This window comes from Marinobacter sp. F4206, assembly GCF_019392195.1.
Taxonomy (GTDB): domain Bacteria; phylum Pseudomonadota; class Gammaproteobacteria; order Pseudomonadales; family Oleiphilaceae; genus Marinobacter.
Map to the genome: position 1 here is coordinate 490,263 of NZ_JAHXKI010000002.1, position 24,735 is coordinate 514,997.

Annotated in this window: 21 protein-coding genes; 8 read left to right on the plus strand and 13 right to left on the minus strand. The window is 59.0% G+C overall.

Annotation, left to right across the window (positions count from 1 at the left end; genetic code table 11):
* Position 1 precedes the first annotated feature (1 nt).
* The 4 genes from mutL to KZO34_RS04555 form a co-directional block, all read right to left on the minus strand.
* Positions 2 to 1,918 (minus strand): DNA mismatch repair endonuclease MutL, encoded by a 1,917-nt coding sequence (gene mutL, locus KZO34_RS04540; RefSeq protein WP_219473813.1) that lies wholly within the window; start codon positions 1,916 to 1,918, stop codon positions 2 to 4.
* A 20-nt stretch (positions 1,919 to 1,938) separates the two neighbouring features.
* Positions 1,939 to 3,234, minus strand: coding sequence for an N-acetylmuramoyl-L-alanine amidase (locus KZO34_RS04545; protein ID WP_374706524.1), 1,296 nt, complete (start codon positions 3,232 to 3,234; stop codon positions 1,939 to 1,941).
* 93 nt (positions 3,235 to 3,327) lie between these two features.
* Positions 3,328 to 3,825: a tRNA (adenosine(37)-N6)-threonylcarbamoyltransferase complex ATPase subunit type 1 TsaE gene (gene tsaE / locus KZO34_RS04550; RefSeq protein ID WP_219473815.1), complete on the minus strand. Its 498-nt coding sequence runs from the start codon at positions 3,823 to 3,825 to the stop codon at positions 3,328 to 3,330.
* Complete coding sequence (locus KZO34_RS04555; RefSeq protein WP_219473817.1) at positions 3,822 to 5,381, minus strand: NAD(P)H-hydrate dehydratase; 1,560 nt, start codon at positions 5,379 to 5,381, stop codon at positions 3,822 to 3,824. Before KZO34_RS04555 ends, tsaE begins: the two co-directional genes overlap by 4 nt.
* A gap of 148 nt (positions 5,382 to 5,529) precedes the next feature.
* Here KZO34_RS04555 and queG point away from each other — a divergent pair, with 148 nt between their 5' ends.
* The gene (gene queG / locus KZO34_RS04560) at positions 5,530 to 6,609 is read left to right on the plus strand and encodes a tRNA epoxyqueuosine(34) reductase QueG (RefSeq protein ID WP_219473819.1); all 1,080 of its coding nucleotides are present in this window, start codon (positions 5,530 to 5,532) and stop codon (positions 6,607 to 6,609) included.
* Positions 6,610 to 6,617: 8 nt separating this feature from the next.
* On the opposite strand, the gene orn is transcribed toward queG, so the two are convergent.
* Positions 6,618 to 7,160, minus strand: a complete 543-nt coding sequence (gene orn / locus KZO34_RS04565) for an oligoribonuclease (protein ID WP_219473820.1) — start codon at positions 7,158 to 7,160, stop codon at positions 6,618 to 6,620.
* A gap of 118 nt (positions 7,161 to 7,278) precedes the next feature.
* Here orn and rsgA point away from each other — a divergent pair, with 118 nt between their 5' ends.
* On the plus strand, positions 7,279 to 8,334 hold the full coding sequence (gene rsgA / locus KZO34_RS04570) for a small ribosomal subunit biogenesis GTPase RsgA (RefSeq protein ID WP_219473822.1): 1,056 nt from the start codon (positions 7,279 to 7,281) through the stop codon (positions 8,332 to 8,334).
* Positions 8,335 to 8,351: 17 nt separating this feature from the next.
* Here rsgA and motB read toward each other — a convergent pair whose 3' ends face one another.
* A complete protein-coding gene (gene motB, locus KZO34_RS04575; protein WP_219473824.1) occupies positions 8,352 to 9,311 on the minus strand; it encodes a flagellar motor protein MotB in 960 nt (319 codons plus the stop codon).
* Between the two features lie 31 nt (positions 9,312 to 9,342).
* Positions 9,343 to 10,194: a flagellar motor stator protein MotA gene (motA, locus tag KZO34_RS04580; protein WP_219473826.1), complete on the minus strand. Its 852-nt coding sequence runs from the start codon at positions 10,192 to 10,194 to the stop codon at positions 9,343 to 9,345.
* 176 nt (positions 10,195 to 10,370) lie between these two features.
* Between motA and asd the strand changes: the two genes are divergently transcribed.
* Positions 10,371 to 11,225, plus strand: a complete 855-nt coding sequence (asd, locus tag KZO34_RS04585) for an archaetidylserine decarboxylase (protein ID WP_219473827.1) — start codon at positions 10,371 to 10,373, stop codon at positions 11,223 to 11,225.
* A 3-nt stretch (positions 11,226 to 11,228) separates the two neighbouring features.
* On the opposite strand, the gene epmA is transcribed toward asd, so the two are convergent.
* Together epmA and efp are read right to left on the minus strand one after the other, a co-directional pair.
* On the minus strand, positions 11,229 to 12,197 hold the full coding sequence (gene epmA, locus KZO34_RS04590; protein WP_219473829.1) for an EF-P lysine aminoacylase EpmA: 969 nt from the start codon (positions 12,195 to 12,197) through the stop codon (positions 11,229 to 11,231).
* A gap of 7 nt (positions 12,198 to 12,204) precedes the next feature.
* Positions 12,205 to 12,780, minus strand: coding sequence for an elongation factor P (efp, locus tag KZO34_RS04595; RefSeq protein WP_219473830.1), 576 nt, complete (start codon positions 12,778 to 12,780; stop codon positions 12,205 to 12,207).
* 45 nt (positions 12,781 to 12,825) lie between these two features.
* Between efp and epmB the strand changes: the two genes are divergently transcribed.
* The 3 genes from epmB to KZO34_RS04610 all read left to right on the plus strand — a co-directional run bounded on the left by epmB (position 12,826) and on the right by KZO34_RS04610 (position 18,169).
* A complete protein-coding gene (gene epmB, locus KZO34_RS04600) occupies positions 12,826 to 13,863 on the plus strand; it encodes an EF-P beta-lysylation protein EpmB (protein ID WP_219473831.1) in 1,038 nt (345 codons plus the stop codon).
* Positions 13,864 to 14,089: 226 nt separating this feature from the next.
* On the plus strand, positions 14,090 to 15,895 hold the full coding sequence (locus tag KZO34_RS04605; RefSeq protein WP_219473832.1) for a GTPase: 1,806 nt from the start codon (positions 14,090 to 14,092) through the stop codon (positions 15,893 to 15,895).
* A 189-nt stretch (positions 15,896 to 16,084) separates the two neighbouring features.
* Positions 16,085 to 18,169, plus strand: coding sequence for an EAL domain-containing response regulator (locus KZO34_RS04610; protein WP_219473837.1), 2,085 nt, complete (start codon positions 16,085 to 16,087; stop codon positions 18,167 to 18,169).
* A 76-nt stretch (positions 18,170 to 18,245) separates the two neighbouring features.
* On the opposite strand, the gene serB is transcribed toward KZO34_RS04610, so the two are convergent.
* On the minus strand, positions 18,246 to 19,478 hold the full coding sequence (serB, locus tag KZO34_RS04615) for a phosphoserine phosphatase SerB (protein ID WP_219473839.1): 1,233 nt from the start codon (positions 19,476 to 19,478) through the stop codon (positions 18,246 to 18,248).
* On the minus strand, positions 19,471 to 21,765 hold the full coding sequence (parC, locus tag KZO34_RS04620) for a DNA topoisomerase IV subunit A (protein WP_219473841.1): 2,295 nt from the start codon (positions 21,763 to 21,765) through the stop codon (positions 19,471 to 19,473). The genes serB and parC overlap by 8 nt, the downstream gene beginning before the upstream one ends.
* Before the next feature lie 226 nt (positions 21,766 to 21,991).
* On the opposite strand from parC, the gene KZO34_RS04625 reads away from it, so the two are divergent.
* Together KZO34_RS04625 and ypfJ are read left to right on the plus strand one after the other, a co-directional pair.
* The gene (locus tag KZO34_RS04625) at positions 21,992 to 22,243 is read left to right on the plus strand and encodes a hypothetical protein (protein ID WP_219473843.1); all 252 of its coding nucleotides are present in this window, start codon (positions 21,992 to 21,994) and stop codon (positions 22,241 to 22,243) included.
* Positions 22,244 to 22,395: 152 nt separating this feature from the next.
* The gene (ypfJ, locus tag KZO34_RS04630; protein ID WP_219473844.1) at positions 22,396 to 23,298 is read left to right on the plus strand and encodes a KPN_02809 family neutral zinc metallopeptidase; all 903 of its coding nucleotides are present in this window, start codon (positions 22,396 to 22,398) and stop codon (positions 23,296 to 23,298) included.
* Between the two features lie 54 nt (positions 23,299 to 23,352).
* Here ypfJ and KZO34_RS04635 read toward each other — a convergent pair whose 3' ends face one another.
* Positions 23,353 to 23,934 (minus strand): YceI family protein, encoded by a 582-nt coding sequence (locus KZO34_RS04635; RefSeq protein WP_219473847.1) that lies wholly within the window; start codon positions 23,932 to 23,934, stop codon positions 23,353 to 23,355.
* Positions 23,935 to 24,000: 66 nt separating this feature from the next.
* A complete protein-coding gene (locus KZO34_RS04640) occupies positions 24,001 to 24,546 on the minus strand; it encodes a cytochrome b (protein WP_219473848.1) in 546 nt (181 codons plus the stop codon).
* Positions 24,547 to 24,735: the final 189 nt, after the last annotated feature.

Below are 24,735 nucleotides of genomic sequence, written 5' to 3' on the forward strand. Positions count from 1 at the left end.
GTCAGCGCCCCCGCAGGAACAGCTTGTCCAGCTCTGACAGCGTCACCAGTGTCCAGGTAGGACGGCCGTGGTTGCATTGACCGCTGCGCTCGGTGGCCTCCATATCCCGCAACAGGGAGTTCATCTCCGGAATGGTCAGCTGTCGATTGGCTCTCACGGAGCCATGGCAAGCCATGGTTCCCAGAAGCTCGTGGGTCACCGCCTCCACCCGATCACTCTGGCCATGTTCAATCAGGTCGGCCAGGACATCCCGAATCAGTTGTTCGGTGTCTGCACCGCGCAGTAAGGCCGGCACCTGCCTGACCGCCAGGGTCTCGGGCCCGATCCGCTCCACCTGCAATCCGAGCTGCTGCAATTCCTCCCCGTGGGTCTCTGCCAACGCCGCTTCTTTCTGGCTCACTGCCACGGACAGAGGCACCAGCAGGGGCTGACTCTTGAGATCCTGCTCCGCCAGCGCCCGTTTCATACGCTCATAGGTGATGCGCTCGTGGGCCGCGTGCATATCCACCACAATCAGCCCGGCCCGACCCTGAGCCAGAATGTAGATGCCGTGGAGCTGGGCGATGGCGTACCCCAGTGGCGGCTCCTCGTCACTGTCGGTCGGAGGCGTTGGCATGACCGCTGCCATACCGGCGGATGCCGTCGCCGCGCCATGGTCGACACCGCCCCCGGCATTCAGGGAGTTATAGAACGCCATCTGGTCACTGGCGTGCCACTCCTGCTGAGGCTGGTTTTGGCCCGTGTACTGACCGCCGAAAGCGCTCGTCTGCGCCGGCGGCTCACTCGAATACGACCCTGCAGGCTGCCCAGCCCACGCGCCGGCAGTCGCTCCCGGGCTGGCCATTGCAGGTTGGGGTACGGACGCATTCTCTCGCCCGAAGGATTGAGCAACGGCACCACGCAAGTGATCGTCCGGACGCACATCGGCCAATGCCTTGTGCAGCGTCCGGAAAATGAAATCATGCACCAGCCGGCCATCACGGAAGCGGACTTCGTGCTTGGTCGGATGTACGTTCACATCGACCGTGGCCGGATCAACCTCCAGATACAGCACAAAAGCCGGATGGCGATTGTTGTAGAGCACGTCCCGGTAAGCCTGGCGCACGGCATGAGCCACCAGCCGATCGCGGATCACCCGCCCGTTCACGAAGAAGTACTGCAGATCGGCCTGGCTCCGGGAGAACGTCGGCAAAGCCACCCAGCCCCACAACCGCAGCCCGGTGGCCTCGGCATCAATCACCACGGCATTGTCGATGAACTGCTGACCGCACAGCGCACCGATTCGGCGCTCTTTATCCACGGAAGACTCTGCCGGACGCAGGCTCTGCACCACACGCTGGTTGTGACGCAGGGTAAATCCGGCATCAAAACGGCTGAGAGCCTGGCGGCGGACACACTCTTCCACATGATTGAATTCAGTCTTTTCAGTACGCAGGAACTTACGACGGGCGGGTGTATTGAAGAACAGGTCGCGCACTTCCACGGTGGTTCCCACCGGATGTGCTGCGGGCGAGATTCGGGCGTCCATATCGCGGCCCTCCACTTCCACCCGAGAAGCGGCTTCCTGGGCGACCGTCCGCGACGTCAGTGTCAGGCGGGAAACCGAGCTGATACTGGCCAGCGCCTCACCACGAAAACCGAGCGAGGCCACCGCCTCCAGATCGTCAAGGCTGGCGATCTTGCTGGTGGCATGGCGACTGAGCGCCAGTGGCAAATCCTGCTCGTCGATACCGCTGCCGTCGTCCCTGACCCGAATAAGCTTTGCGCCGCCCTGCTCGATCTCTACGTCGACCCGGCCAGCACCGGCGTCCAGGGCATTTTCAACCAGTTCTTTAACGACCGACGCAGGACGCTCCACCACCTCGCCGGCGGCGATCTGGTTCGCGAGCCGTGGCGAGAGCAATTGAATGTGGGGCATGTTTCGGGAAAACCTCTTGATCAGGATGCGGGAATACGAATGGTTTGCCCTACCATAACACGGTCGTCCCTCAGGTCGTTAAACTGCATAAGCTCGCTGACGGTGGTCTGATTCCTTCTGGCAACGCCGGAGAGCGTGTCTCCGCGCTGTATCCGGTAATGACTGACGGAACTGCCGCCCCGCTGCTGCTTCTGCCACGCCAGCAACGTGCCCGGTGGTGGTGTTTTCTGGAAGTAATCGTCGATGCCTTTCATGATGGCGCTGGCCAGACGGCTTCGATACCACTCGGTCGACAGGTTCTTTTCTTCCTGCGGATTGGAGATGAACCCGGCCTCAACCAGGATGGAGGGAATATCCGGGGATTTCAGGACCACGAACGCGGCCTGCTCGACCCCCGACTTGTGCAGCTTGGCTACGCTGCCCAGCTTGCCAAGTACCGAGCTACCCACACCCAGACTGGCGTTGATGCTCGCGGTCATGGACAGATCAAGCAGCACCCCGGCCAGCATGTCGTCGCGACCATCCAGAGACACACCACCGGTCAGGTCCGAACGGTTTTCACTCTGGGCGAGCCAGCGCGCGGTCTCACTGGTGGCGCCCCGCTGTGACAGCGCAAAAACCGAGGCACCCTTGGGTTGTGGGGTGCGAAAGGCATCGGCGTGCACCGACACGAACAGATCGGCGTTGTACTTGCGAGCCAACAGGGTCCGATCGCGCAAACCAATATAATAATCCCCGGTGCGAGTCAGCTTGGCGGTGTAGCCGGGGCGTTCGTTAATCAGGTTGGCCAGTGTCTTCGACATTTTCAAAACAACGTCCTTCTCGCGAGTGCCTCGCGGCCCCAACGCCCCCGGATCCTCACCACCGTGACCGGCGTCGATGACAACAATGACATCCCGCTTACCCCCGGCGTCTTGCGTCACTGTTGGTTTGGTCGCCTTTTCCAGTCGAGTGCCACCCTCGTCGATCAAATCAACCACCAGGCGGTGACCATACTGCTCGTTGGGCTCAAGCTGAAAACTGCGCGGCTTGATATCGCTCTTGAGATCCAGGACCACCCGCAGATCAGTCCCATTGCGGGGTGCGCTGCGGATTCGGCGAATCGGACTGTCTGACAGGTCCAACTTGTCAAAATTGGCTTTCAGCTCGGTGTTTTTCAGGTCAATGACCAGGCGGGCAGGGCTCTGTAATGAAAAAACGTTATGTGCCACCTTGCCGGCCGTATCCAGCACCAGACGAGTGTGATCCGGAGCCGGCCAGATGCGCGCACCCTCTACGCGGGTGCCCGCTTGGGCTGCCAGCGAGAACGACAGCATCAGAACCAACGCCAGGCCCGCCACACTGTTAAGGATTGATGTAACCTTACTCATACCGCTGTCCTGCTCAACTAGAGTCTTAGCCCGTTGCCATCAGTGGCCGGGCCCGATCAATTCCAACTGGTTCAGCAGGACTGCTCCCTGCTCCGAACCGGCCCTGAGAACCACCGAGCGACCGCTGCCCTCGCGCTCAAGGTGTATTTCAAGGTCTGCATCCGGAAGGAGGCCTTTGCCTCGCTCCGGCCACTCGATCAGGCAGAGACTCTGTCCCGAAAAGTAATCCCGAATGCCCATGTATTCCAATTCCTCGGGATCGCCCACTCGATAAAGATCAAAATGATACGCCATCGGCTGCAGATGCTCGTAAGGCTCAACCAACGTATACGTCGGGCTTTTGACCGCGCCTTCGTGACCAAGTCCCCGCATAACCCCCCGGCTGAGCGTGGTCTTACCCATGCCAAGATCCCCATCGAGAAAAACCGTGAGCCCCTTGCCCGAGGCAACTACCAGCCTTGCCAGTTCGCGCCCCAGTTGCTCGGTTTCCAGTTCACTTTCGAGGAACAGGCGCCGCTCATTTCCGAAAATAGTCATGAGTCCTCCCGACCCCATACTCTGCCCACTTCCGACTCGCGGAACACCGCTGGCAAAGCGTCAATCACATCACTGGGCACCAATCCGATAAAGCCTTTGCTTTCGGAGGCCAAATTGGCGGCAGCTAAATGAACGGAAGCCGCGAGTCCCGCTGCCCGCCGGGCATCACCGATCTGGCCATACAGGGCACCAATCATGCCGGACAATACATCGCCCATACCCCCTGTCGCCATGCCTGGATTGCTGCCGCTGACAATATCAACGGTTTCCTCGTCCGACGCAATCACCGACCCGGCCCCTTTCAGGAGAATCGTACCACCATAGGTTTTCTGCAACCTTCTGGCCGCCGCAACCCGATCCGCCTCCACTTCAGGCACCAGACAGTTTAGCAACCGGGCCGCCTCTCCCGGATGGGGCGTCAGTATGTGATTATCTGCAGGCACGGGCACACGAGATGACAGCAGATTGAGGGCATCGGCATCCAGCACCCTGGGCTTGCCGCTCTCGACAACCTGCTCCAGCATCTGCTGCCCCCAGGCTCCCTGCCCCATTCCCGGACCACAGACGACAATCGTTGCTGACTCCAGCAAGGGCGGCAGTTCGGACCCGTGAATCAGGCCGTGAACCATGATCGACGGGCAGCGGGCCAAAGCCGCCGTTACGTGTTCCGGACGCGTTGCAAGGGACACCAGTCCGGCTCCGGCCCGGGCAGCAGCCTCGGCAGCCATCAATCCCGCGCCGCCAAACCCACGATCCCCGGCCACCACCAGCACATGGCCAAACCGGCCTTTATGCGCATTGGCCGGGCGCTCCGGGAGCCACGAACGGGTTGCCGGCCAGTCAAGCCGATGCGCCAGCGGCTGCTGCCCGCTCAGGTCAACGCCGTCACCGGTATCGAGGGACTCAAACACCACACAGCCGCATACCGCTGCGCCCTGCCCGGTAAACAGACCGGCCTTGAGGCCGATGAAAGTCACCGTCAGGTCAGCGTTGACCACATCGCCTTCCGTTGCGCCGGTGGTGGCGTTGAGCCCGGAAGGCAGATCAATCGCGAGCACCGAGGCCGGGGCTTTGTTGCACCGGCTAATCAGACCGGCGAAAGGCTCCCGGGGCGCTCCTGATACGCCCGTACCCAGCATCGCATCGACCAGCACGCCAGCCTGACTGAACAGGTCATCCAGCTCCGCCTCACTCAGCTCATCCAGCTCCAGCACCGGCACACCGTCTTTACAGGCCTTCTGCCATGCCTTGCGAGCATCTCCGGAGAGCTTCGTGGTCGGAGCAACCGCAATGCATCGGACCTCAATTCCGTGGCGCGCGGCATTGGCCGCCACCAGATACCCATCGCCACCATTATTCCCGGCACCGCACAGAACCAGGACCGGCCCTGAATCCGGCCACTGCCGAACCAGCCGCCGAAAGGCTGAATAGGCAGCTCGCTGCATCAAATCGAAGCCGTCCACACCCTGCTGATCAATCACATAGCGATCAATCTCCCGCACGGCATCGGCGGAAAACAATGCGTCTGGTAGACTGCTCACATCGGACGGCGGCATGAGCCTTTGCTCCCGTTACAGAAACCGGTTTAAAAAAAATGGCCAGATACCTGTAAAGCATAGCAAAACAGGGAAAAAGGTCATAACTTAATCAAATTAAAGTTTGGCATACTGAATTTCAATAAGTTGCCTCAGAACAGCAGGCCCCATGAGCGCAGCACCTGAGCACTCCGATACCGGAAAGGATTTCGCAGACCTCGTCGATCGCATTCGCGACCGGGCCTCTGAGCTCGGCTTCGCGGATCTGGGCATAACCCTCCCCGACACCGGCCAACACGCCCGGTACCTGCAGCGCTGGCTGGATAAAGGCTACCAGGGCGAAATGGATTATATGGGCTATCACGGCGATAAACGCTACACGCCGCGATCACTGGTTCCCGGGACAACCCGGGTCATTTCCGTGCGAATGGATTACCTGCCCACCCCGGACAACCCCAGAGAAGCGCTTACTAACCGGGAAAACGCCTACGTGACCCGCTACGCACTAGGCCGGGACTACCACAAACTGATTCGCAAACGACTGGCAACACTGGCGGCGTGGATTGATGGAGCCGTCAGCGGCTACGACTACCGTGCGTTCGTGGACAGTGCGCCGGTGCTGGAGCGAGCGCTGGCTCAACGCGCCGGGCTCGGATGGATCGGCAAAAACAACATGCTGATCCACCCCCGGGCCGGCTCGTTTTTCTTTCTGGGAGAGATTTTTACCAGTGCCCCACTGCCCGTGGATGAGCCCTTCGAAACGGACCACTGCGGCAGCTGTTCGGCCTGCCTCGATCTGTGCCCAACCGATGCGTTCGTCGGGCCACACGAACTGGATGCCCGACGGTGCATCAGCTACCTCACCATTGAGCTCAAAGGCAGCATTCCTGAGGAACTGAGACCACTCATGGGCAATCGGGTTTTTGGCTGCGACGACTGCCAACTGGTTTGTCCCTGGCAGAAATTCAGCAAACCTACCGCCGAAGACGATTTCCAGCCGCGCCACAGGCTGGATAACAGCACCCTGGCGGAGCTCTTTCTCTGGACCGAAGAGCAGTTCCTGAAGCGGACGGAGGGGTCGGCGATTCGCCGAACGGGGTATGAAGGGTGGTTAAGGAATCTGGCCGTGGGACTGGGCAACGCCCCCTCAACCATCCCCGTTATCGAAGCCCTGAAGCAGCGTGCGGACCATCCCAGCGACATGGTCCGCGAGCACGTTCGGTGGGCCCTGAGGCAACACGGCCTGTAGCTTGAAGCCTAAAGCTTGAAGAAGGTATCGCGATAGTGGCGCAACTCGTTGATGGAGTCGCGGATGTCGTCGAGGGCCAGATGACTGCCCTGCTTCTTCACGCCCGCCAGCACGTCCGGGCGCCAGCGCCGGGCCAGTTCCTTGACCGTGGACACGTCCAGATTGCGGTAGTGAAAGAAGCTCTCCAGCTTTGGCATGTACTTGACCAGGAATCGGCGATCCTGGCCAATGCTGTTGCCACACAGCGGTGACTTGCCTGACTCCAGGTGCTGCTGGAGAAATGCCAACGTCTGCTGTTCCGCCTCAGCTTCGTCGATTGTGCTCTCTTTCACCCGCTTGGTCAGACCGCTGGCACCATGGGTGTTCGTGCACCACTCGTCCATCGCCTCCAGCAGGCTATCGGACTGGTGCACGGCAATGACCGGCCCTTCCGCCACGACATTCAATTCCGAATCGGTAATGATGGTGGCCATCTCAATGATCCGTTCCTTCTCCGGATCGAGGCCGGTCATCTCCAGATCTATCCATACTAAACGATCACCTTCTGCCATTTTCAGTTCCTAACCTCGGGGTATCTTGGTGGTGGAATTGGGTAATACTCTGTGTATTGTGGCCGATTCACGTATGATGTGACACCTCACTCCACCGAATACTGGCAGCTGATCCTTAATGGCAAAACGGCGACTGAACAAACAGCAGCAATTCCGAATCAAGAAAATCCAGGAAGAGCGAGCGGCCCGCGCAGCCCGGAAGGAAAAAGCCGTTCAGCAACAGGCCGAGGCCGGTGAGCTGGGCCAGGAACAGGAAGGGCTCGTCATTGCCCACTACGGACAGCAACTGGACGTGGAAGCCCTTGAAGGAGAGCACTCCGGCGAAGTGGTTCGCTGCTTTGTCCGCGCCAACATCGACAGCCTGGTGACCGGCGACAAGGTGGTCTGGCGCTCCGGCAAGAATGAAACGGGCGTGATCGTTGCCCGCTGCGACCGGCAGAACCTGCTGCAACGCCCCGACAATTTCGGCGCGCTCAAACCGGTGGCGGCCAACATAGACCACATCATCCTGGTGATCGCGTCCGAGCCCGAACCCCACGACAACCTGATCGACCGCTACCTGGTCGCGTCCGAAATCACCGACATTCCGGCGGTGATCCTGCTCAACAAGACCGACCTGATTACCGACCGGAACCGGGACCAGATCGATGCCCTGCTGGGGCGGTATGAGGCATTGGGCTATCAGGTTGTCCGAACCTCGGCGGCGGAATCCGGCGATCGCCCCTCGCCGGAAGTCGAGGCCCTCGTGAAAAACCAGACCAGCGTCTTCGTCGGCCAGTCCGGGGTTGGCAAATCGTCGATCATTCAGACCCTGATACCGGATGAGGCGATCCGGGTCGGGGCGGTTTCGGAAAGTACCGGCAAGGGCGTACACACCACCACCACCGCCAAGCTGTTCCACCTGCCCATTGGCGGGGATTTGATCGACTCACCGGGCATTCGGGAATTTGGCCTCTGGCACATGACGCCTCAGGAGATTGAGTACGGGTTTCGTGAAATCCGGGACGAAATCGGTCACTGCAAGTTCCGGAACTGCCGGCATATGGGCGACCCCGGCTGCGCCATTGATGCGGCGGCGGCGGAAGGCCGGATCAGTCCGGCACGCCTCAAAAGCTTCCACCGCATCCTTCAGGATATGAGCGAGCAGCAGGCGCGCGGCCTCAAACTGGACTGAGCCGACTGCGCCCGGCGCTACCAGCTCAGCTCGCCCGGCGCGGGTTCGGGCTTGTCTTGCTGCCAGTCTCCACTTTCCAGCTTCTGCATTGCTTCCTGTTTTTCGGCTTCAGACGGCTGGGTCAGGTCGATAAGCGGCTCGTCACTGCGGCCTGCGCTATCCTGAATCCCTCTCACCGTCTTCTTGTTCAGTACGATGATGGAGATTCTCCGGTTGACCGGGGCCTGCGGGTCCTCCTTGTCAAACAACACAGAATCGCTCAGACCCACTACCCGGGCAATCTGCCCCTGCCTGACACCGCCTGCCACCAACGCCCTCCGGGCCGTATTCGCACGGTCCGCAGACAATTCCCAGTTGGTGTAGCCGGGCCGCCCACCGAACGGGGTCGCGTCGGTGTGCCCGGTCAGGCTGAGCTTGTTATCCACCGACCCCAGCGTTTTCGCCAGTTCAAACAGAATGTCCTGAGAATAGTATTTGAGCTCGGCACGGCCACTATCAAACATCGGCCGTCCTGACCGATCGACGATCTGAATGCGTAACCCTTCGTCGGTGATGTCGATCAACAGCTGATCCTTGAATTCCTGAAGGGTCTCGTTCTGCTCAATCCGCTCCTTGAGCTCTTGAAACAGTTGCTCCATGCGCCGCTGCTCAAGGGTTTCGGACAGCTCGTCCACCACTTCGTCTTCGATCTGAATCTGACTGGATTCAATGTCAGGACTCGCCTCGGTGACCACCGACGCACTGCCTTCGAGGTCGACAGGATTGGGGGAACCACCCTCGGTGAAACCAACGGGATCGCGAAAGTAACCCTCAACGGCCTTTTTCTGTTCAGGAGACGCCGTTGCTGTCAGCCACAGCACCAGGAAGAACGCCATCATGGCGGTCGCAAAGTCGGCAAAGGCCACCTTCCAGGAACCACCATGGTGACCGCCGGCAACCACCTTCTTGCGTTTGATGATGATCGGTTGTTCTTCCACGCCTCAGCTCCGGATCAGGGTTGGACAGACATCACTTGGAGCGAACGTGATCGTTCAGTTCCTGGAAGCCCGGCCGCTTGTCGGTGGGCAACGCCTTGCGACCGAACTCGATCGCCATCTGCGGCGCCTGGCCGGACACAGTGGCAACAATGGCCGATTTGGTGCATTCATAAGCTTTCAGCTCGTACTTGGCCGAATGCTCCATGGCAATGGAGACGGGGCCGACAAAACCGTACCCCATGAAGATCCCCAGGAAGGTACCGACCAGTGCCGCGGCAACACTCAGACCAATGCGCTCGGGCCCTTCGGACAGGAAGTTCATGGTAATGACGATGCCGAGCACCGCGGCAACAATGCCCAGGCCCGGCAACGCGTCGGCAATCTTGTTTACCGCGTGGGATGGCTCTTCCAACTCATGCTGACGGCTATCAATCTCATTCTCCATCATGCCCTCAAGCTCATGGGTTGCCATGTTGCCGGAACTGATGATGCGCAGGTAGTCGGTGATGAAGGCGAGCAGCTCCTTCGACTTCATGATCGCCGGATAACGGCTGAAAATCTGACTGGACTCAGGATTATCGATGTCCTCTTCGATCGCCATTACACCCTGCTTTCGGGACTTGTCGAAGATCTCATAGAGCAGGCTGAGCAGATCCATATAGAACGACTTGTTGAACGGCGACCCGGTCAATTGACGCAGCATGCCCTGAAACACTTCCTTGACCGTGTGCAGAGGATTGGCAATCACGAACGAGCCGATTGCGGCGCCGAAAATAATCAGAATCTCTGTGGGTTGCCAGAGAACCATCAGGTTGCCGCCATGCAAGACATACCCACCGAGCACACTCACAAGGACAACCACTGCTCCAATAATCAATAACATGGGGAGAATGCACGCCTTCGTTTTTTGGTTATCGGCGAACGGAATCAGCGCTCACCGTATTTTGTGCCCCGATCATAGCAAGGCTCCGCGGCGACCGCTAAGCCGTGAAACAATTTCTATACAGGGGGCAGTCTTTGGTAAACTTCGCGCCTTTGAGCGCAAAGGGTTACTTTTTAATGTTCGACAAGCTGTTTGTTCTGAGCCAGTACGTTACTCCGCAGCTGGCGGTTTCCCGCGTTGCCGGCCGGCTGGCGGATAATGATCGTACCCCGGCGCTCAAGAATCGCGTGATTAAATGGTTTATCGGCCGCTATGGCGTAAACATGAATGAAGCCGCCGAGCCGGATCCCACGGCGTACCCCAGCTTCAATGCGTTCTTTACGCGCGCCCTGAAACCCGGACTTCGACCACTGGCCGGAGGCGAAGAAACGCTGGTCAGCCCGGTGGATGGGGCCATCAGCCAGCTTGGCCAAGTCAGTGGCGACCGGGTCTTCCAGGCCAAAGGGCAATCGTTCAGCCTGACCGAACTGCTGGGCGGCGATCCGCAGCGGGCAGAGCCCTTCGAAGAAGGTGAGTTCTCCACCATCTATCTCTCACCCAAGGATTATCATCGGATTCATATGCCCATGGCCGGCACTCTTCGGGAGATGGTCTACATTCCGGGCAAGCTGTTCTCGGTGAATCCGGTAACGGCCGAGAACGTCCCGAACCTGTTTGCCCGTAACGAGCGGGTTGCCTGCATCTTTGACACTGACGCCGGCCCCATGGCCCTGGTGCTGGTGGGCGCCATGATTGTGGGCAGCGTAGAGACGGTATGGTCTGGCGTGGTAGCCCCCGGAAACGGCCTGGTCACCAGCACCCGTTACCAGGGAGAGCAGGCCAGAACGTTTGCCCGGGGCGAAGAGATGGGGCGATTCCGCCTGGGCTCAACGGTTGTGATGGTGATGCCCAAAGGTTCAGTGACCTGGAATGAGGACCAGGTTGCGGGCAAGACTGTGCGTATGGGCGAGGCGTTTGGCACGCAAGCCTGAGACCTAAGCCCGCTCAAACGGAAAGCTGAGTACGTCGGCGATATTCCGGGTACCCAGCTTGAGCATCAGCAGACGGTCAAGGCCGAGTGCAACACCGGCACAGTCGGGCAAACCGGCGTTCATTGCCGCCAGGAAAGCTTCGTCCACATCCATCTCCGGTTTCTCCGCCTGCCTGCGAAGCAGATTATCCATCTCGAAGCGTCGGCGCTGCTCTTCGGCATCCGCCAATTCCCAGTAGCCATTGCATAACTCCAGCCCGTCAACGTAAAGCTCGAAGCGATGGGCCACGTTGTGCCCGTCCACTTGCGACACCCTGGCAAGGGCCGCCTGTGACGACGGGTAACCGGTTATGAACTCTGGCGCGCTCCGACCGAGGTTGGGCTCCACAGCAAAGCTCATCACCAGATCAAGGCAGCCATCCCGCCCCAGTCCAGCCACTTGCTCCGGCGCCAGCCACTGCTCACAGCGATGGGCCAGATCACGATCACTGATCTCGAACGGGTCCAGGTGCGCCCATGCCATCATGGCGTCACGGTAGGACAAAAGACGGGGCCGCGAGCATCCAAGCCAACCGCAGACCAGGTCAGACACTTCCTCCATCAGCCCGCGATCGTCGAATCCGACCCGATACCATTCGAGCAGAGAGAATTCCGGATTGTGGCGCCGCCCCCGCTCCCCGTTCCGGAACACTTTTGAAATCTGGTAGATCGACCCCGAGCCTGCGGCCAGGAGCCGCTTCATATGGTACTCGGGCGAAGTCTGCAGCCAGCCTCCCCGGCGCCCCATGGCCGACACATCGGCAAACACGCCCTCGAGATTCAGATCGGTGACACCCTGTTGTGCAAGAACCGGTGTCTCCACCTCCATGACCTCCCGTTCAGCAAAAAAGCCGCGCACAAACGCCAATTGTTGTGCACGGCTTTTCAGGGCGGCCTGCGAGGCAGAAGGCTGCCAGACAGGTTGCTCAGTCATCCTGGAATCAGCTGCTCTTTACGCGGCTGACATACTCGCCGGAACGGGTGTCGACCTTGAGCACTTCCCCGATGGTGATGAACAAGGGAACGTTGACCACGGCACCGGTAGAAAGTGTCGCCGGCTTGGAGCCACCCTGCGCGGTATCACCCTTCATACCCGGATCGGTATCCACCACTTCCAACTCGACAAAGTTCGGCGGCGTGACCGTCAGCGGGGCACCGTTGTAAAGAGTAACGGTGTAGACATCCTGCTCCTTGAGCCACTTGACGGTATCGCCAACTGCCTTGGCGTCTGCCGGATACTGCTCAAACGAACCATCGGTGAGCATGAAATGCCAGAACTCACCATCGGTGTAAAGGTATTCCATGTCCTGGTCGAGAACGTCCGCGGCTTCCAGGCTCTCACCTGACTTGAAGGTGCGCTCCCAGACCCGGTTCGTCATGAGATTCCGCAGTTTTACCCGGTTAAAGGCCTGCCCCTTCCCCGGTTTGACGAATTCGTTATCGAGCATGATACAGGGGTCGCCATCCAGCAAAACCTTAAGACCGCTGCGGAATTCGTTGGTAGAATATGAAGCCATGAAATGTTCACCTGACAAAATGCAGTTTAAAATTCAAAGGTCGCTATGATACAGCGAACCCCCACCCGTATAGAAGCCCACCTTGCCGAAGACCACCGAAGCTGGCAGCAACTGCTCTCGGAGTCGATCACGTCGCCGGAGATCTTGTTGGAACGGCTGGAGCTTTCACCCGAGCGTTGGCTGGCGGGCGCCAGGGCCGGGCACGAGCTTTTCCCCGTGAGGGTACCGAAGCCCTTTCTGGATCGGATGCGCAAAGGCGACCCAGACGACCCGCTGCTGAAACAGGTATTACCGATGGATCAGGAGAGCCTGAGCGTTCCGGGATTCCTGCGCGACCCACTGGAAGAAGGCGACGCCATGCAGACGACTGGCCTGATCCGCAAGTATCGCAGTCGTGCCCTGCTCATGGTTACCGGGCAGTGCGCGATCAACTGCCGTTACTGCTTTCGCCGTCATTTTCCTTATGAGGACCAGCGACTGAGCCCTGACGACCGGCAACAGGTACTGGACACGCTTTCTGCAAGCCCGGAAGTCAATGAAGTCATTCTCAGCGGGGGTGACCCGCTCGCGGTCAACGACCGCCTCCTGGCACAGTGGGCAGCCGACCTCAGCGCCATCCCGCACATACGCCGACTGCGCCTTCATACCCGGCTGCCGGTGGTGATACCGCAGCGGGTGTGCGACGCCTTGCTGAAGTGGCTGGCCGAAACGCCTGCCCAGGTGATCATGGTACTGCACGTCAACCACCCGGCAGAGATCGACGACGCAACCCGAAAGGCGCTGGCCCGACTTCGTGCAGCCGGCGTTACGCTGCTGAACCAGAGCGTGATCCTGCGCGGCGTGAACGACAACGCCAACGTGCTGGAGACGCTCAGTGAAACCCTGTTTGACGCCGGTGTTATGCCTTACTATCTCCACGCCTTCGACCCGGTTGAGGGGGCACATCACTACGATGTCGCTGACGAGGAAGCGCGAGGCCTCGTGCGAACATTACTGACACGCCTACCCGGATTTCTGGTACCGAAGCTGGTTAGAGAGGTCCCGGGGCGGGAAGGTAAGTCTCCTATCAATCTGTTCCCGTGATAGGCTTCACAAAAAGCTGGCCCAACTTCACATGTCAAAGATTGTAAACTCGTGATTTGTTCGCTTTTTGTAACTGGCTTGCTATTTTAGGATCCAGTAACGTTTGAACAATTATATGTATTTGCGGCGTTTTGCTTAGTAAGCCGGCAGTGCGAAGAACCACCTGCCTTGCTGTCATGGGCTAACCCGGGATACCAACCGTGACCCTCAATAGTGGCGTGAATTCATGGAAGGCATGATCCTGAAACCAGATCTCCGAGTCCCTGAACAAAAGACAGCCAGCCTGTCGTTCTGCGATACCACGCCCAAAGCATTTCGGGGGTGGGTAAGCCAGCTGCCCATGGCGAACATCGGAGAGGTCTCGCGCCAGCTCTATCACGCAATCATCGAGCTCAACCATCTCTTCATCGCGCCGCAGCAACGCCTGCAGTATCTGGAACTGATTCGCGAAAAGATTCACTTCGTCTGTAACGAGCTCTCCCGCCACTATCTGGGCATGGCTGTGGCCCTGCCGGAAAAACAACGCAAGATTGCCAATCTGTCCCAGGCACTGCAGCTGCATCTGGCCTCCGGTTACAAACTCTGCGTCCTGGAATTTCTCGACAACGGCGGCATAGAGCGCAACCGAAAGCAGGTTGCCATCGCGGTACACCGGGCTATTTCCGAACTGGCGGCGACCATTGTACGTTCCCATCAGCTTTACTGCCCCAGCCCGGCACAAAGCTGGCTTGAGTGCCACCGCCTGTTCCGCTTTGGCCACCGCAACAAACTGGCCTCCATTGGCGTCGACGACGACACGTTGCTGCATCGCCGAGCCAGTACCGTGGCCGATGCCTACAAGCGGATTCTTCTGTTGGGATGCGCCCGCCCCAACCAGCTTCGCCAGTCAGAACTGCTCCACGTTTACGAGCTTTTCGAGGCCTGGAGTGATCACACCCGCTGCGGCCCCGACACCGGAGAAGACAGCCTGTTCGTGGTCAACATGGAGCGGGACAACCCGCCCATCTATCGCAGCCTGCTCGACCATCAGCCCGGAGAAGAAAGCTTCGGGTTTGATACCCGGGATTTGTCAGCCATGTTACTGGAGGTACTGCACGCCCGACGCAATCACAGCGCGGGCGATAGCGGCCTGCACGTCCCTGGCAAGGTCAGCGATACCCTGTTGACCCATCTGAGCCAGGCTCTGGGCATCCTGGCCAAACGCAATTTCAACCGGATTGCCAGCCAGGGCACGCTGGAGGTCTGCGTTGGCCTCACCGCTGCGCATTATTTCATCGCCGGCGAGAAAACCTTCACCGAGTTCGTGAACGGTAACGACAACGGCCACCAGGACGAAGAGAACCTGTTCGTGCGCAATGCCCGCCAAAAACAGGACGCCTGGGCCGGCGCCCACGATGCCGGGCCAAGCGACGATGGCTTTCACTCCTCGGATACGCCCATCAACTTCCGGGGCAACTACGGCACTGCTTCGACACAGTTTGCCGACAGAAATCGACCGAAATCGCACCACGCCCTACTCATCAACACCAGCCCGGGCGGCTACTGCGTTGCCTGGGAAAGCAATGTGCCAGCGTCCCTGCAGGCCGGAGAGATTCTGGGCGTGCGGGAACAGAGTTCGCACCCCTGGAGCGTGGCGGTTGTTCGCTGGATTCGCCAGATCAAGCATCAGGGGACCCAGGTCGGAATCGAACTGCTGGCGCCAAGCGCCGCCCCCTGCGGCGTACGTCTGATCCAGAAGGTGGGCAACAGCAGCGAATACCTCCGGGGTCTGCTGCTTCCCGAGATCAGCGTGGTCAACCAGTCAGCAACCCTGATCACGCCCCGACTTCCGTTCCAGTCGGGCAGCCGCATCTCGCTTCTGCACGACGGCCGGGAAGACCAGGGACAGCTGTCCAAAAAAGTATCGTCGACGGGCAGCATCAGTCAGTTTGAGCTGAAACTGCAGAATGCTGCCGCACTCACGCCGACCCGCCAGGCGACATCGTCCGCGGCTAGCGAGGACGAGTTCGACTCACTGTGGCCCTCACTGTAAAAGGCCCGGGGCGAATCCCCGCTGGCTCGAGGGTTGTTATTGGACGCTATCCACTGCATCATTCAGCATACATGACCGACCGGCCCACAGACGCAGACACTCAGCCTCGCATGAGCGAGATGTAAACGCTTACTGTCGCAAAAACACGAGGCCGGCTCAGCCAAACGTGCTTCACGAGACGCCTTACGAATGCAGAAAAAGAACGCGACCGTACACCTGTTGATCCTTGATCCCGACCAGAACGATGCCGAATCCCTGGTCAGCCTTCTGAGAAACTCCGGCAAGGCAACCCGAGCTCACCGCATCACGTCCGAGGAAGACCTGGAAGAGACCCTGAAAGCCGGGAACTGGGATCTTTTACTGGCCCGGGATCTTGAGCAGGAATTCACTGCTGACGATGCCCTGGCCATGATCCGGCGGATGGACAAGGATATTCCATTCATTCTGCTGACCGAGGAATCGAGTCGCGAGCGCACAGTTGCCATGATGAAGGCAGGTGCCCAGGACACCGTCCCCTTTGCCCATACCGACCTGTTGGTGCTGACCGTCAACCGCGAACTGGCCGCACTGGATGAGCGTCGGCGCCGCCGGGTTCTTGAATCCCATCTCCGGGAAGCCGAGCAACGTTGTCAGCTCCTGCTGGAAAGCTCCAAGGATGCAATCGCCTATATCAATGACGGCATGCACATTTACGCCAACCAGTCCTACATGGAGTTCCTGGGCTACGACGATATTGACGACCTGATCTGCATCCCGGTGCTCGATACCCTCACGCCGGAAAGTCAGGACAAGTACAAGGAGTTCATGAAGTCATTTGTCGAAAAGGGCGAAGACGGCATGACCCTGAACTGCACAGCCCGGCGCAGTGACGATCACGAACTGAATGTCACCATGTCGGTATCCGCAGCCACCTACGACGGCGAAGCCTGCACCCAGATCGTGATGCAGCCGGAGCACAGCGATGCCGAGCTGGAAGAGAAGCTGCGCCAGATCAGCAGCCAGGATCTTCTGACCGGCTTGTTCAACCGCCAGCATCTGATGGATGCTCTGGCAGAAAACATCGCGAAGGCCGGCAAAAACAATGAAACAGGCGCTCTGGCGTACATTGCCCTCGACAATTTCATGAGCATGAAAGGTCAGGTTGGCATTGCCGGCGCCGATCTGCTCCTGGGTGACCTGGCGAATCTGCTGAAAGAACAGGTCGGCGAGGACATCGTTCTGGCCCGCCTCAGCGATGATGCCTTCTGCCTCATGAGCCAGCCCTGCGACGATAAAGCGATGGCCGAGCACAGTGAGCGCGTTCGCAAGGCTGTGGAAGACCACCTGTTCGATATCAATGGCCGTACAATCCAGTTCACCGTCAGTATCGGTGTCGCAGCCATTACCGAGAATTCGCCCAAGGCGGAAGAGCTTATGGCGCGGGCGCACACGGCGTCGTCCGACGTGCGCAAACAGGAAGGCCACGAACAGGGCAACGGTGTTCTGATCTACAACCCCGCGGATTACGAGTCGCTGGATGAAAGCAACTCCGTCGAGGCCATCCAGAAGGCACTGGAAGACAACCGCTTCAAGCTGCTGTTCCAGCCCATCATTAACCTCCGCGGCGAGGGTGAAGAGCACTATGAGGCGTTTGTCCGCATGCTTGACAAGGACAACGAGGAAGTCTCGCCCTACGACTTCCTGCCCCCGATGGGCCCGTCCGACACCGCCATCAAGATTGACCGCTGGGTGATTCTGCAAACCATCAAGCAACTGGCCAGCCACCGCTCGAAGGGGCACGATACGCGCCTGTTCCTGAACCTCACGGCCGAAACCCTGCAGGACAAGACCTTCACGCCATGGCTCAGTGTTGCCCTCAAGGCCGCACGCCTGCCCGGCGATTCGCTGATTTTCCAGATTCGGGAAGGCGATGCGAACAACTACCTGAAGCAGGCCAAGGAGTTCACCAAGGCCGTCCATGAACTGCACTGCAAATTGTCCATTTCCCAGTTCGGGTGCGCACTCAACCCGTTCAATACCCTCAAGCACATTGAGACGGACTATGTGAAGATCGACGGCTCATTCACGGAAGAAATCCAGAAGAACGACGAAGCCAAGGAACAGGTCAAGGAGATGGTGAAGACCCTGCAAAGCAGCGGTAAGCTTACCATTATTCCCCTGGTGGAAAACGCCGGCGTTCTGGCCACGCTCTGGCAGGCGGGCGTGAACTATATCCAGGGCTACTACCTGCAGGCACCGGTTCCGGAAATGAACTACGACTTCGGCGATCAGTAATTCCGGACCACCAGAACGAAAAAAGACCGGCTCCTCGCGGACGCCGGTCTTTTTTTGACGCGAAACTAAAGACACTCTAAAAGCCGGCCCGCTCCAGCCCCTGGTTGGTTTCACTTTCCCGGAAACCGATCAGGTACAGAATTGCATCCAGCCCCAGTGTCGAAATGGAGTGGCGCGCAGATTCCTTGACCAGCGGCTTGGCACGAAACGCCACACCCAACCCGGCCTGGCTCAACATGGGCAGATCGTTGGCGCCATCGCCGACGGCGATGACCTGCTCACGGGAAATGTGCTCCTTCTCCGCGATCTCAAGCAACAATTCGGCTTTTCGATTGCCATCAACAATCTGCCCCGAGACACGACCGGTAACCTTGCCGTTCTCGATTTCCAGTTCGTTGGCGTAGACGTAGTCGATACCCAACTTGCTCTGGAGATGACGGGCAAAATAGGTAAATCCGCCGGACAGGATGGCTGTGCGGTAGCCCAACGCCTTCAGGCTCTTGATCAGATGCTCCGCCCCTTCGGTCATCCGCAGACGACTGGCAATCCCCTCAAGCACGGACTCATCCAGACCCTTGAGGAGTGCCAGGCGCTCGGCAAAACTCTGGCTGAAATCCAGCTCTCCCTGCATGGCGCGCTCGGTAATCTCGGCAACCTGCTCGCCGACGCCCGCTTCGAGGGCCAGTTCATCAATAACCTCGGCGTCAATCAGCGTGGAGTCCATATCAAAGACCACCAGCCGACGGTTCCGACGGAATATGGAGTCTTCCTGGAAGGCAATGTCCACATTCATCTCGCCGGCAATATGCAGGAAATCCGCCCGGAGCGTTTCCAGATCGGAAGGGGTGCCACGCACTGAGAATTCCACGCAGGCAATGCGGTTTTCCGACGGATTCAGCGACGGGCGGGCAGACAGGCGGGAGATGTTGTCAATGTTGAGTCCGTGCCGCGCAGTGATCGCCGACACCCGGGCAATCTGCTCGGCCTTGATGTCCCGGGACAGCAGAGTGACGATGTAACAGGCCCGGTTGCGTCCTTCGGCCCAGGACTGGTACTCCTCGACCGAAATCGGAGCGAACCGAACCTGAAGATCGAGCGCATGGAGCCGAAACAAGAGATCGCGGATCACTGGCGAGGACTTTGACTCGTCCGGAATCTCGATCAGGATGCCCCAGGTCAGATGATCGTGAATGACCGCCTGGCCGATATCGAGAATCCGAACCTCATACTGGCCCATGATCCCGGTGATCTCCGAGGTAAGTCCCGGCTTGTCACGGCCGGATACGTTGATAAGTACCAGCTCACTCACTCTCGGTGCTCTCCTCTTCTTCGGTTCTTGCTGCAGAAGGAATCACATCAATGGCATCTACCCTCTGGAGGCCCCGAGGCAATTTGTGACCACGCCGGCCTCGCTCGCCAAGGTAATGCTCCAGGTCACCGAACTGCAGCCCCATCTTGCGCTTTCCGGCGCGAATTTCGAGCTGGTCATCCTCGGCGAACACCGCGACTGCGACCACAAATTCCTCGCGGTTCTGAACGCGGGCGGAGGGAATGCTGATGATCTTGTTGCCCTTGCCCTTGGCCAGCTCCGGCAGTTCGCTGAGCGGGAACACCAGCATCCTGCCCTCGTTGGAGATTGCGCCGAGGTACAGCGTTTTTTCGGTCGCCGGTACGGTGATCGGGGGCATGATTCTGGACCCTTTGGGCACACTGACGACTGCCTTGCCGTTCCGGTTCTTGCTGATCATGTCGTTCAGAGAGGTGACAAAGCCATAGCCGCCATCGGTAACCAGCAGCGTTTTCCGGGCCGGGTCACCCATGAGAAGGCCGGAGAACGTGGCACCGGACGGCGGGTTGATGCGCCCGGTCAGCGGCTCCCCCTGACCCCGGGCAGAGGGAAGACTGTGCGCCATCAGCGAGTATGCACGACCGGTTGAATCCAGAAATATCGCCTGCTGGTTATTGCGTCCACGGGCTGCCAGGGCATAGCGGTCCCCCGCTTTGTAGCTCAGGCCCTCAGGCTCTATATCGTGACCTTTTGCTGCGCGGACCCAACCCTTTTCAGACAGCACCACCGTAACCGGATCGTTGGAAACCAGGTCAACCTCGCTGAAGGCGCGAGCCTCCTCGCGCTCAACGATCGGGGAGCGGCGGTCGTCGCCGAAGGTTTCGGCGTCTGCCTGCAGCTCGGCCTTGATCAGCTCCCGCAGGCGATCTTCCGACCCCAGGATTGACTGCAGCTCATCGCGCTCGGCAGCCAGCTCATCCTGCTCGCCCCGGATTTTCATTTCCTCAAGCTTGGCGAGGTGCCGCAGTTTCAGCTCAAGGATGGCTTCGGCCTGCTCCGGGGAAAGTCCGAAGCGCGACATCAACTCCGCCTTGGGTTTGTCCTCGGTACGGATAATCTCAATCACCTCATCAATATTGAGGTAGGCGATCAACAAACCCTCAAGGAGGTGCAGTCGAGCCAGCACCTTGTCCAGCCGATGCTGCAGGCGGCGGGTGACCGTGGTCCGGCGGAAGGCCAGCCATTCGGTCAGCATCTCGTGCAGCCCCTTTACTCCCGGGCGGCCGTCATTGCCAATGACGTTGATATTCACCCGATAGGTTTTTTCCAGATCGGTGCTGGCAAACATATGCGCCATCAGGCCTTCGAGATCGACCCGATTAGACCGTGGAACGATCACCAGGCGCGTGGGGTTTTCGTGATCCGACTCATCTCTCAGATCTGCCACCATCGGCAGTTTCTTGGCCTGCATCTGCTGTGCGATCTGCTCCAGCACACGCGCACCTGACACCTGGTGCGGCAGATCGGTAATGACGATTTCACCGTTCTCACGAATCCACCGGGCTCGCATCCGCAGGGAACCGCGCCCGGTTTCGTACATCTGGCGGATGTCCTTGCGCGGGGTGATGATCTCGGCGCGGGTCGGGAAATCCGGCCCCTTGATGTGTTCGCACAGCTCATCCACGGAGGCATCCGGGCTATCCAGCAGCCGAATGCAGGCGGCGGTCACCTCCCGCACATTGTGAGGCGGGATGTCGGTGGCCATACCCACGGCAATGCCGGTGGTGCCGTTGAGCAGGACATGAGGCAGGCGCGCCGGCAGAACCGACGGTTCATCCATGGTGCCATCAAAATTTGGCACCCAGTCTACGGTTCCCTGGCCGAGTTCACTGAGCAGAACTTCGGCAAACGGCGCCAGCCGGGATTCGGTGTAACGCATCGCCGCAAAGGATTTGGGATCGTCCGGAGACCCCCAGTTACCCTGGCCATCCACCAGTGGATACCGGTAGGAAAACGGCTGAGCCATCAGCACCATGGCTTCGTAACAGGCACTGTCACCGTGGGGATGGAACTTACCCAGAACATCACCGACGGTACGTGCGGATTTCTTGTACTTGGACGTGGATTTCAACCCCAGTTCGGACATGGCGTATACGATGCGCCGCTGAACCGGCTTCAGCCCGTCTCCTACATTGGGCAGGGCCCGATCAAGGATGACGTACATGGAATAGTCGAGATAGGCCTTTTCCGTGTAGTCCCTCAGTGAAACCCGCTCAAAGCCCTCATCCGTAGTCTGAAACTCTGGCATGGATGCCTCTTCTGCCTGTATTACCTGATGTGAATGACGCCGATGATGCTACTCGTTGCGTCCGAATTAATCACGGACCTCAGCGAGAGGCCACATTATATGGACGCCGGCCCGGATACACCAATTTCCAATAGCGGAATTCCCGAATGGAGACTCTGTAATGCGAGCCGTATGCTCGCCGTCACTGAATAGAAGACCGTTTAACTTCTCAAACAAGCGGAACACTATGAAACCCAACCTCAAAGCCTGCGGGCAAGCCATGGTCACTGCCATGGTGAATGCGGTACTGGCAGTCGCCCTGATGCTCCTCGTGGAGTTTGCAATCAGCGGCACTTTCCAGGTTCCCGAGCCCTACCTTTGGGCTGGAGTGCTCATTTGGCTGGTTATCTTTGCCGGCCAGTTCTGGCGCCAACGGCATTTGTGCAAATCCTGTCAACCGACCGGCAAATCCAGCGATCCTTCCCACCGGGCAACCTGACCACGTCGGGTTGCCTGCCCTGACGCCGAAATCCAGGGAAATCTCGAAGACAATCCCTCCCCCGCTGCTATTATTCAGGATGATCAAACAGGGCTATGAGGGCGGCTCCGGGCACTTGCACGCCCCCTCCGGCAAGGGCTGAGGATTTCAGAATGCGCTGGCGAAGCGGGAGACGAAGCGACAACATCGAAGACCGACGCGGTCAGTCTCAACGTTACTCGGCAGCCGGCGCCGGCGGGGTCATGCTACTGAGGCTGCTACCGCTTCTCTTTCGCAGCAAGATCGGACGCGTCATCCTGATTGCAGGCGTCGCGGTGGTGCTGGGAGGCAAATTCCTGGGCATCGACCTTCTGCCGATGCTAACGGGAGGGGCCACCACCGCCCAGGCGCCCCGGGAATTTTCGCAGGCAGAACAGCAGCTCGCCGATTTCACCTCGGTTGTCCTGGCGGATACAGAAGATACCTGGCAGACCATTTTCAACAGTTTCGGCGGGGACTACCGGGAGCCAACACTGGTTCTGTTTTCCGGCCAGGTACAATCCGCCTGCGGCTTCGCCAGCGCCGCCGTCGGGCCTTTTTACTGCCCCGGCGACCAGAAGGTCTATCTTGACCTGTCGTTCTTCGACGATCTGGCCAGACGCTTCGGGGCCCCCGGGGATTTTGCGCAGGCCTATGTCATTGCCCACGAGGTGGGACATCACGTACAAACATTGCTGGGCATCAGCCAGGAAGTGCGTCAGGCGGGACAGGGGCGAAGCCAGGCAGAAATCAATGCACTTTCCGTCCGGCAGGAGTTGCAGGCCGACTGTTTTTCAGGGGTGTGGGGCCACATAGCCCATCGCGATCGCCAGATCCTTGAACCGGGAGATCTTGATGAGGCACTGCTGGCAGCGTCGGCAATCGGAGACGACCGACTGCAGCGCCGTTCTGGCGGTCAGGTGGTACCCGACAGTTTTACCCACGGAACTTCTGCACAACGGACCCGATGGTTCCGAAAGGGCTTCGAAAGCGGGGACATTGAGTCCTGCAATACGTTCGCAGCAGAGTCGCTCTGATCAGAGATTCCGGGCAACCCGGCCCGGAACCTCTTCAGCCGGAATGGGCCGGATTTACTGGCGGACGCCCTCGACGGAAATAATGATATCGACGGTTTCAGACGCCTTACCCAGATCCATGGGAATACCGAAATCCTTCAAGCGAAGCTCGGTCTCAGCCTCGAACCCCATGCGGTAACCACCCCACGGATCAGCCCCGTGGCCAATCATTTCGGCCTCAAGGGTGACTTCCTTGGTGACGCCGCGCAGGGTCAGGTCACCGATAATGTCCGCCTCGCCGTCGTCATCGACAACCACCTTCTTACTCTTGAAGCTCGCTTCCGGGTATTCGTCGACAGACAGAAAGTCTTCGCTGCGCAGGTGCTTGTCGCGCTCGGCGTGATTGGAGTCAACGCTTGAGGTATCGATGGTGACCGTGACCGAACTGTTCTCCGGGTTCTCGGCGTCGTAGACGAACTGACCATCAAAATCATTGAAGCGGCCGTACAACCAGCTGTAGCCCAGGTGTGAAATCTTGAAGGTGACGAACTGGTGCGCACCTTTCTTATCGAAGGCATAGGTACCACTATGCTCATTGGCGAAGGCGCCGCCAACGAATGCCATGGACATGGCGGATGCGAGCAGAACTTTTTTCATCGGTATCTCCCTTTCTCGGTTCAGACCCCAGGGGCCACTTTTTGAAACGTTCGGACGGTACATGGCCTACTGACCAAGCATACGCCGGAGTGTGCGGTCGCGATCAATCAGGTGGTGTTTCAGGGCGGCAACGGCATGCAGGGCAGCCAGCACCACAATTGCCCAGGTCGACCAGTAGTGAACCACGCCCGCAGTATCCTCAAGACCCTTGACCTGACCGGTAAGCGACGGTACGTCGAACCATCCGAACACACTGATGGCCGAGCCATCTGCGGTGGAAATCAGGTAGCCGCTGATCATGGCCACAAACAACAGGATGTACAGCAGGGCGTGGGCGGCGTGGGCGCTGGCAACTTCCCAGCGCGTATGGTCGGGCAACGGCCCTGGACCGGAATCAAACAGGCGCCAGACCACTCGAATAAGCATCAGGGCGAATAAAAGGATGCCGACGCTGCGATGAATGTCGGGACCCTGCTTGTACCAGTCGTCGTAGTAGGACAAATCCACCATCCAGTAACCCAGCGCAAACAGGCCGATGACAGCCACGGCAACCAGCCAGTGAATTGAAATGGCAACAAGCCCGTAGCGCTCGGAGGAATTTCTGAATTGCATCTTCGGTTTGACCCCTTCCCTGACTGATCACGTTATCCGGATTCTAAGAGCCGGATTCGATGAAAAAAATCAAAATGTTTTGCTAACCACCATCAGAATTTCTGACCAACGGGACACACCTATGCCTTTGGTCGTATACGGCTTTTACGGATTGTTCAAAACTACAGCACCGATAGACTTAACACATAT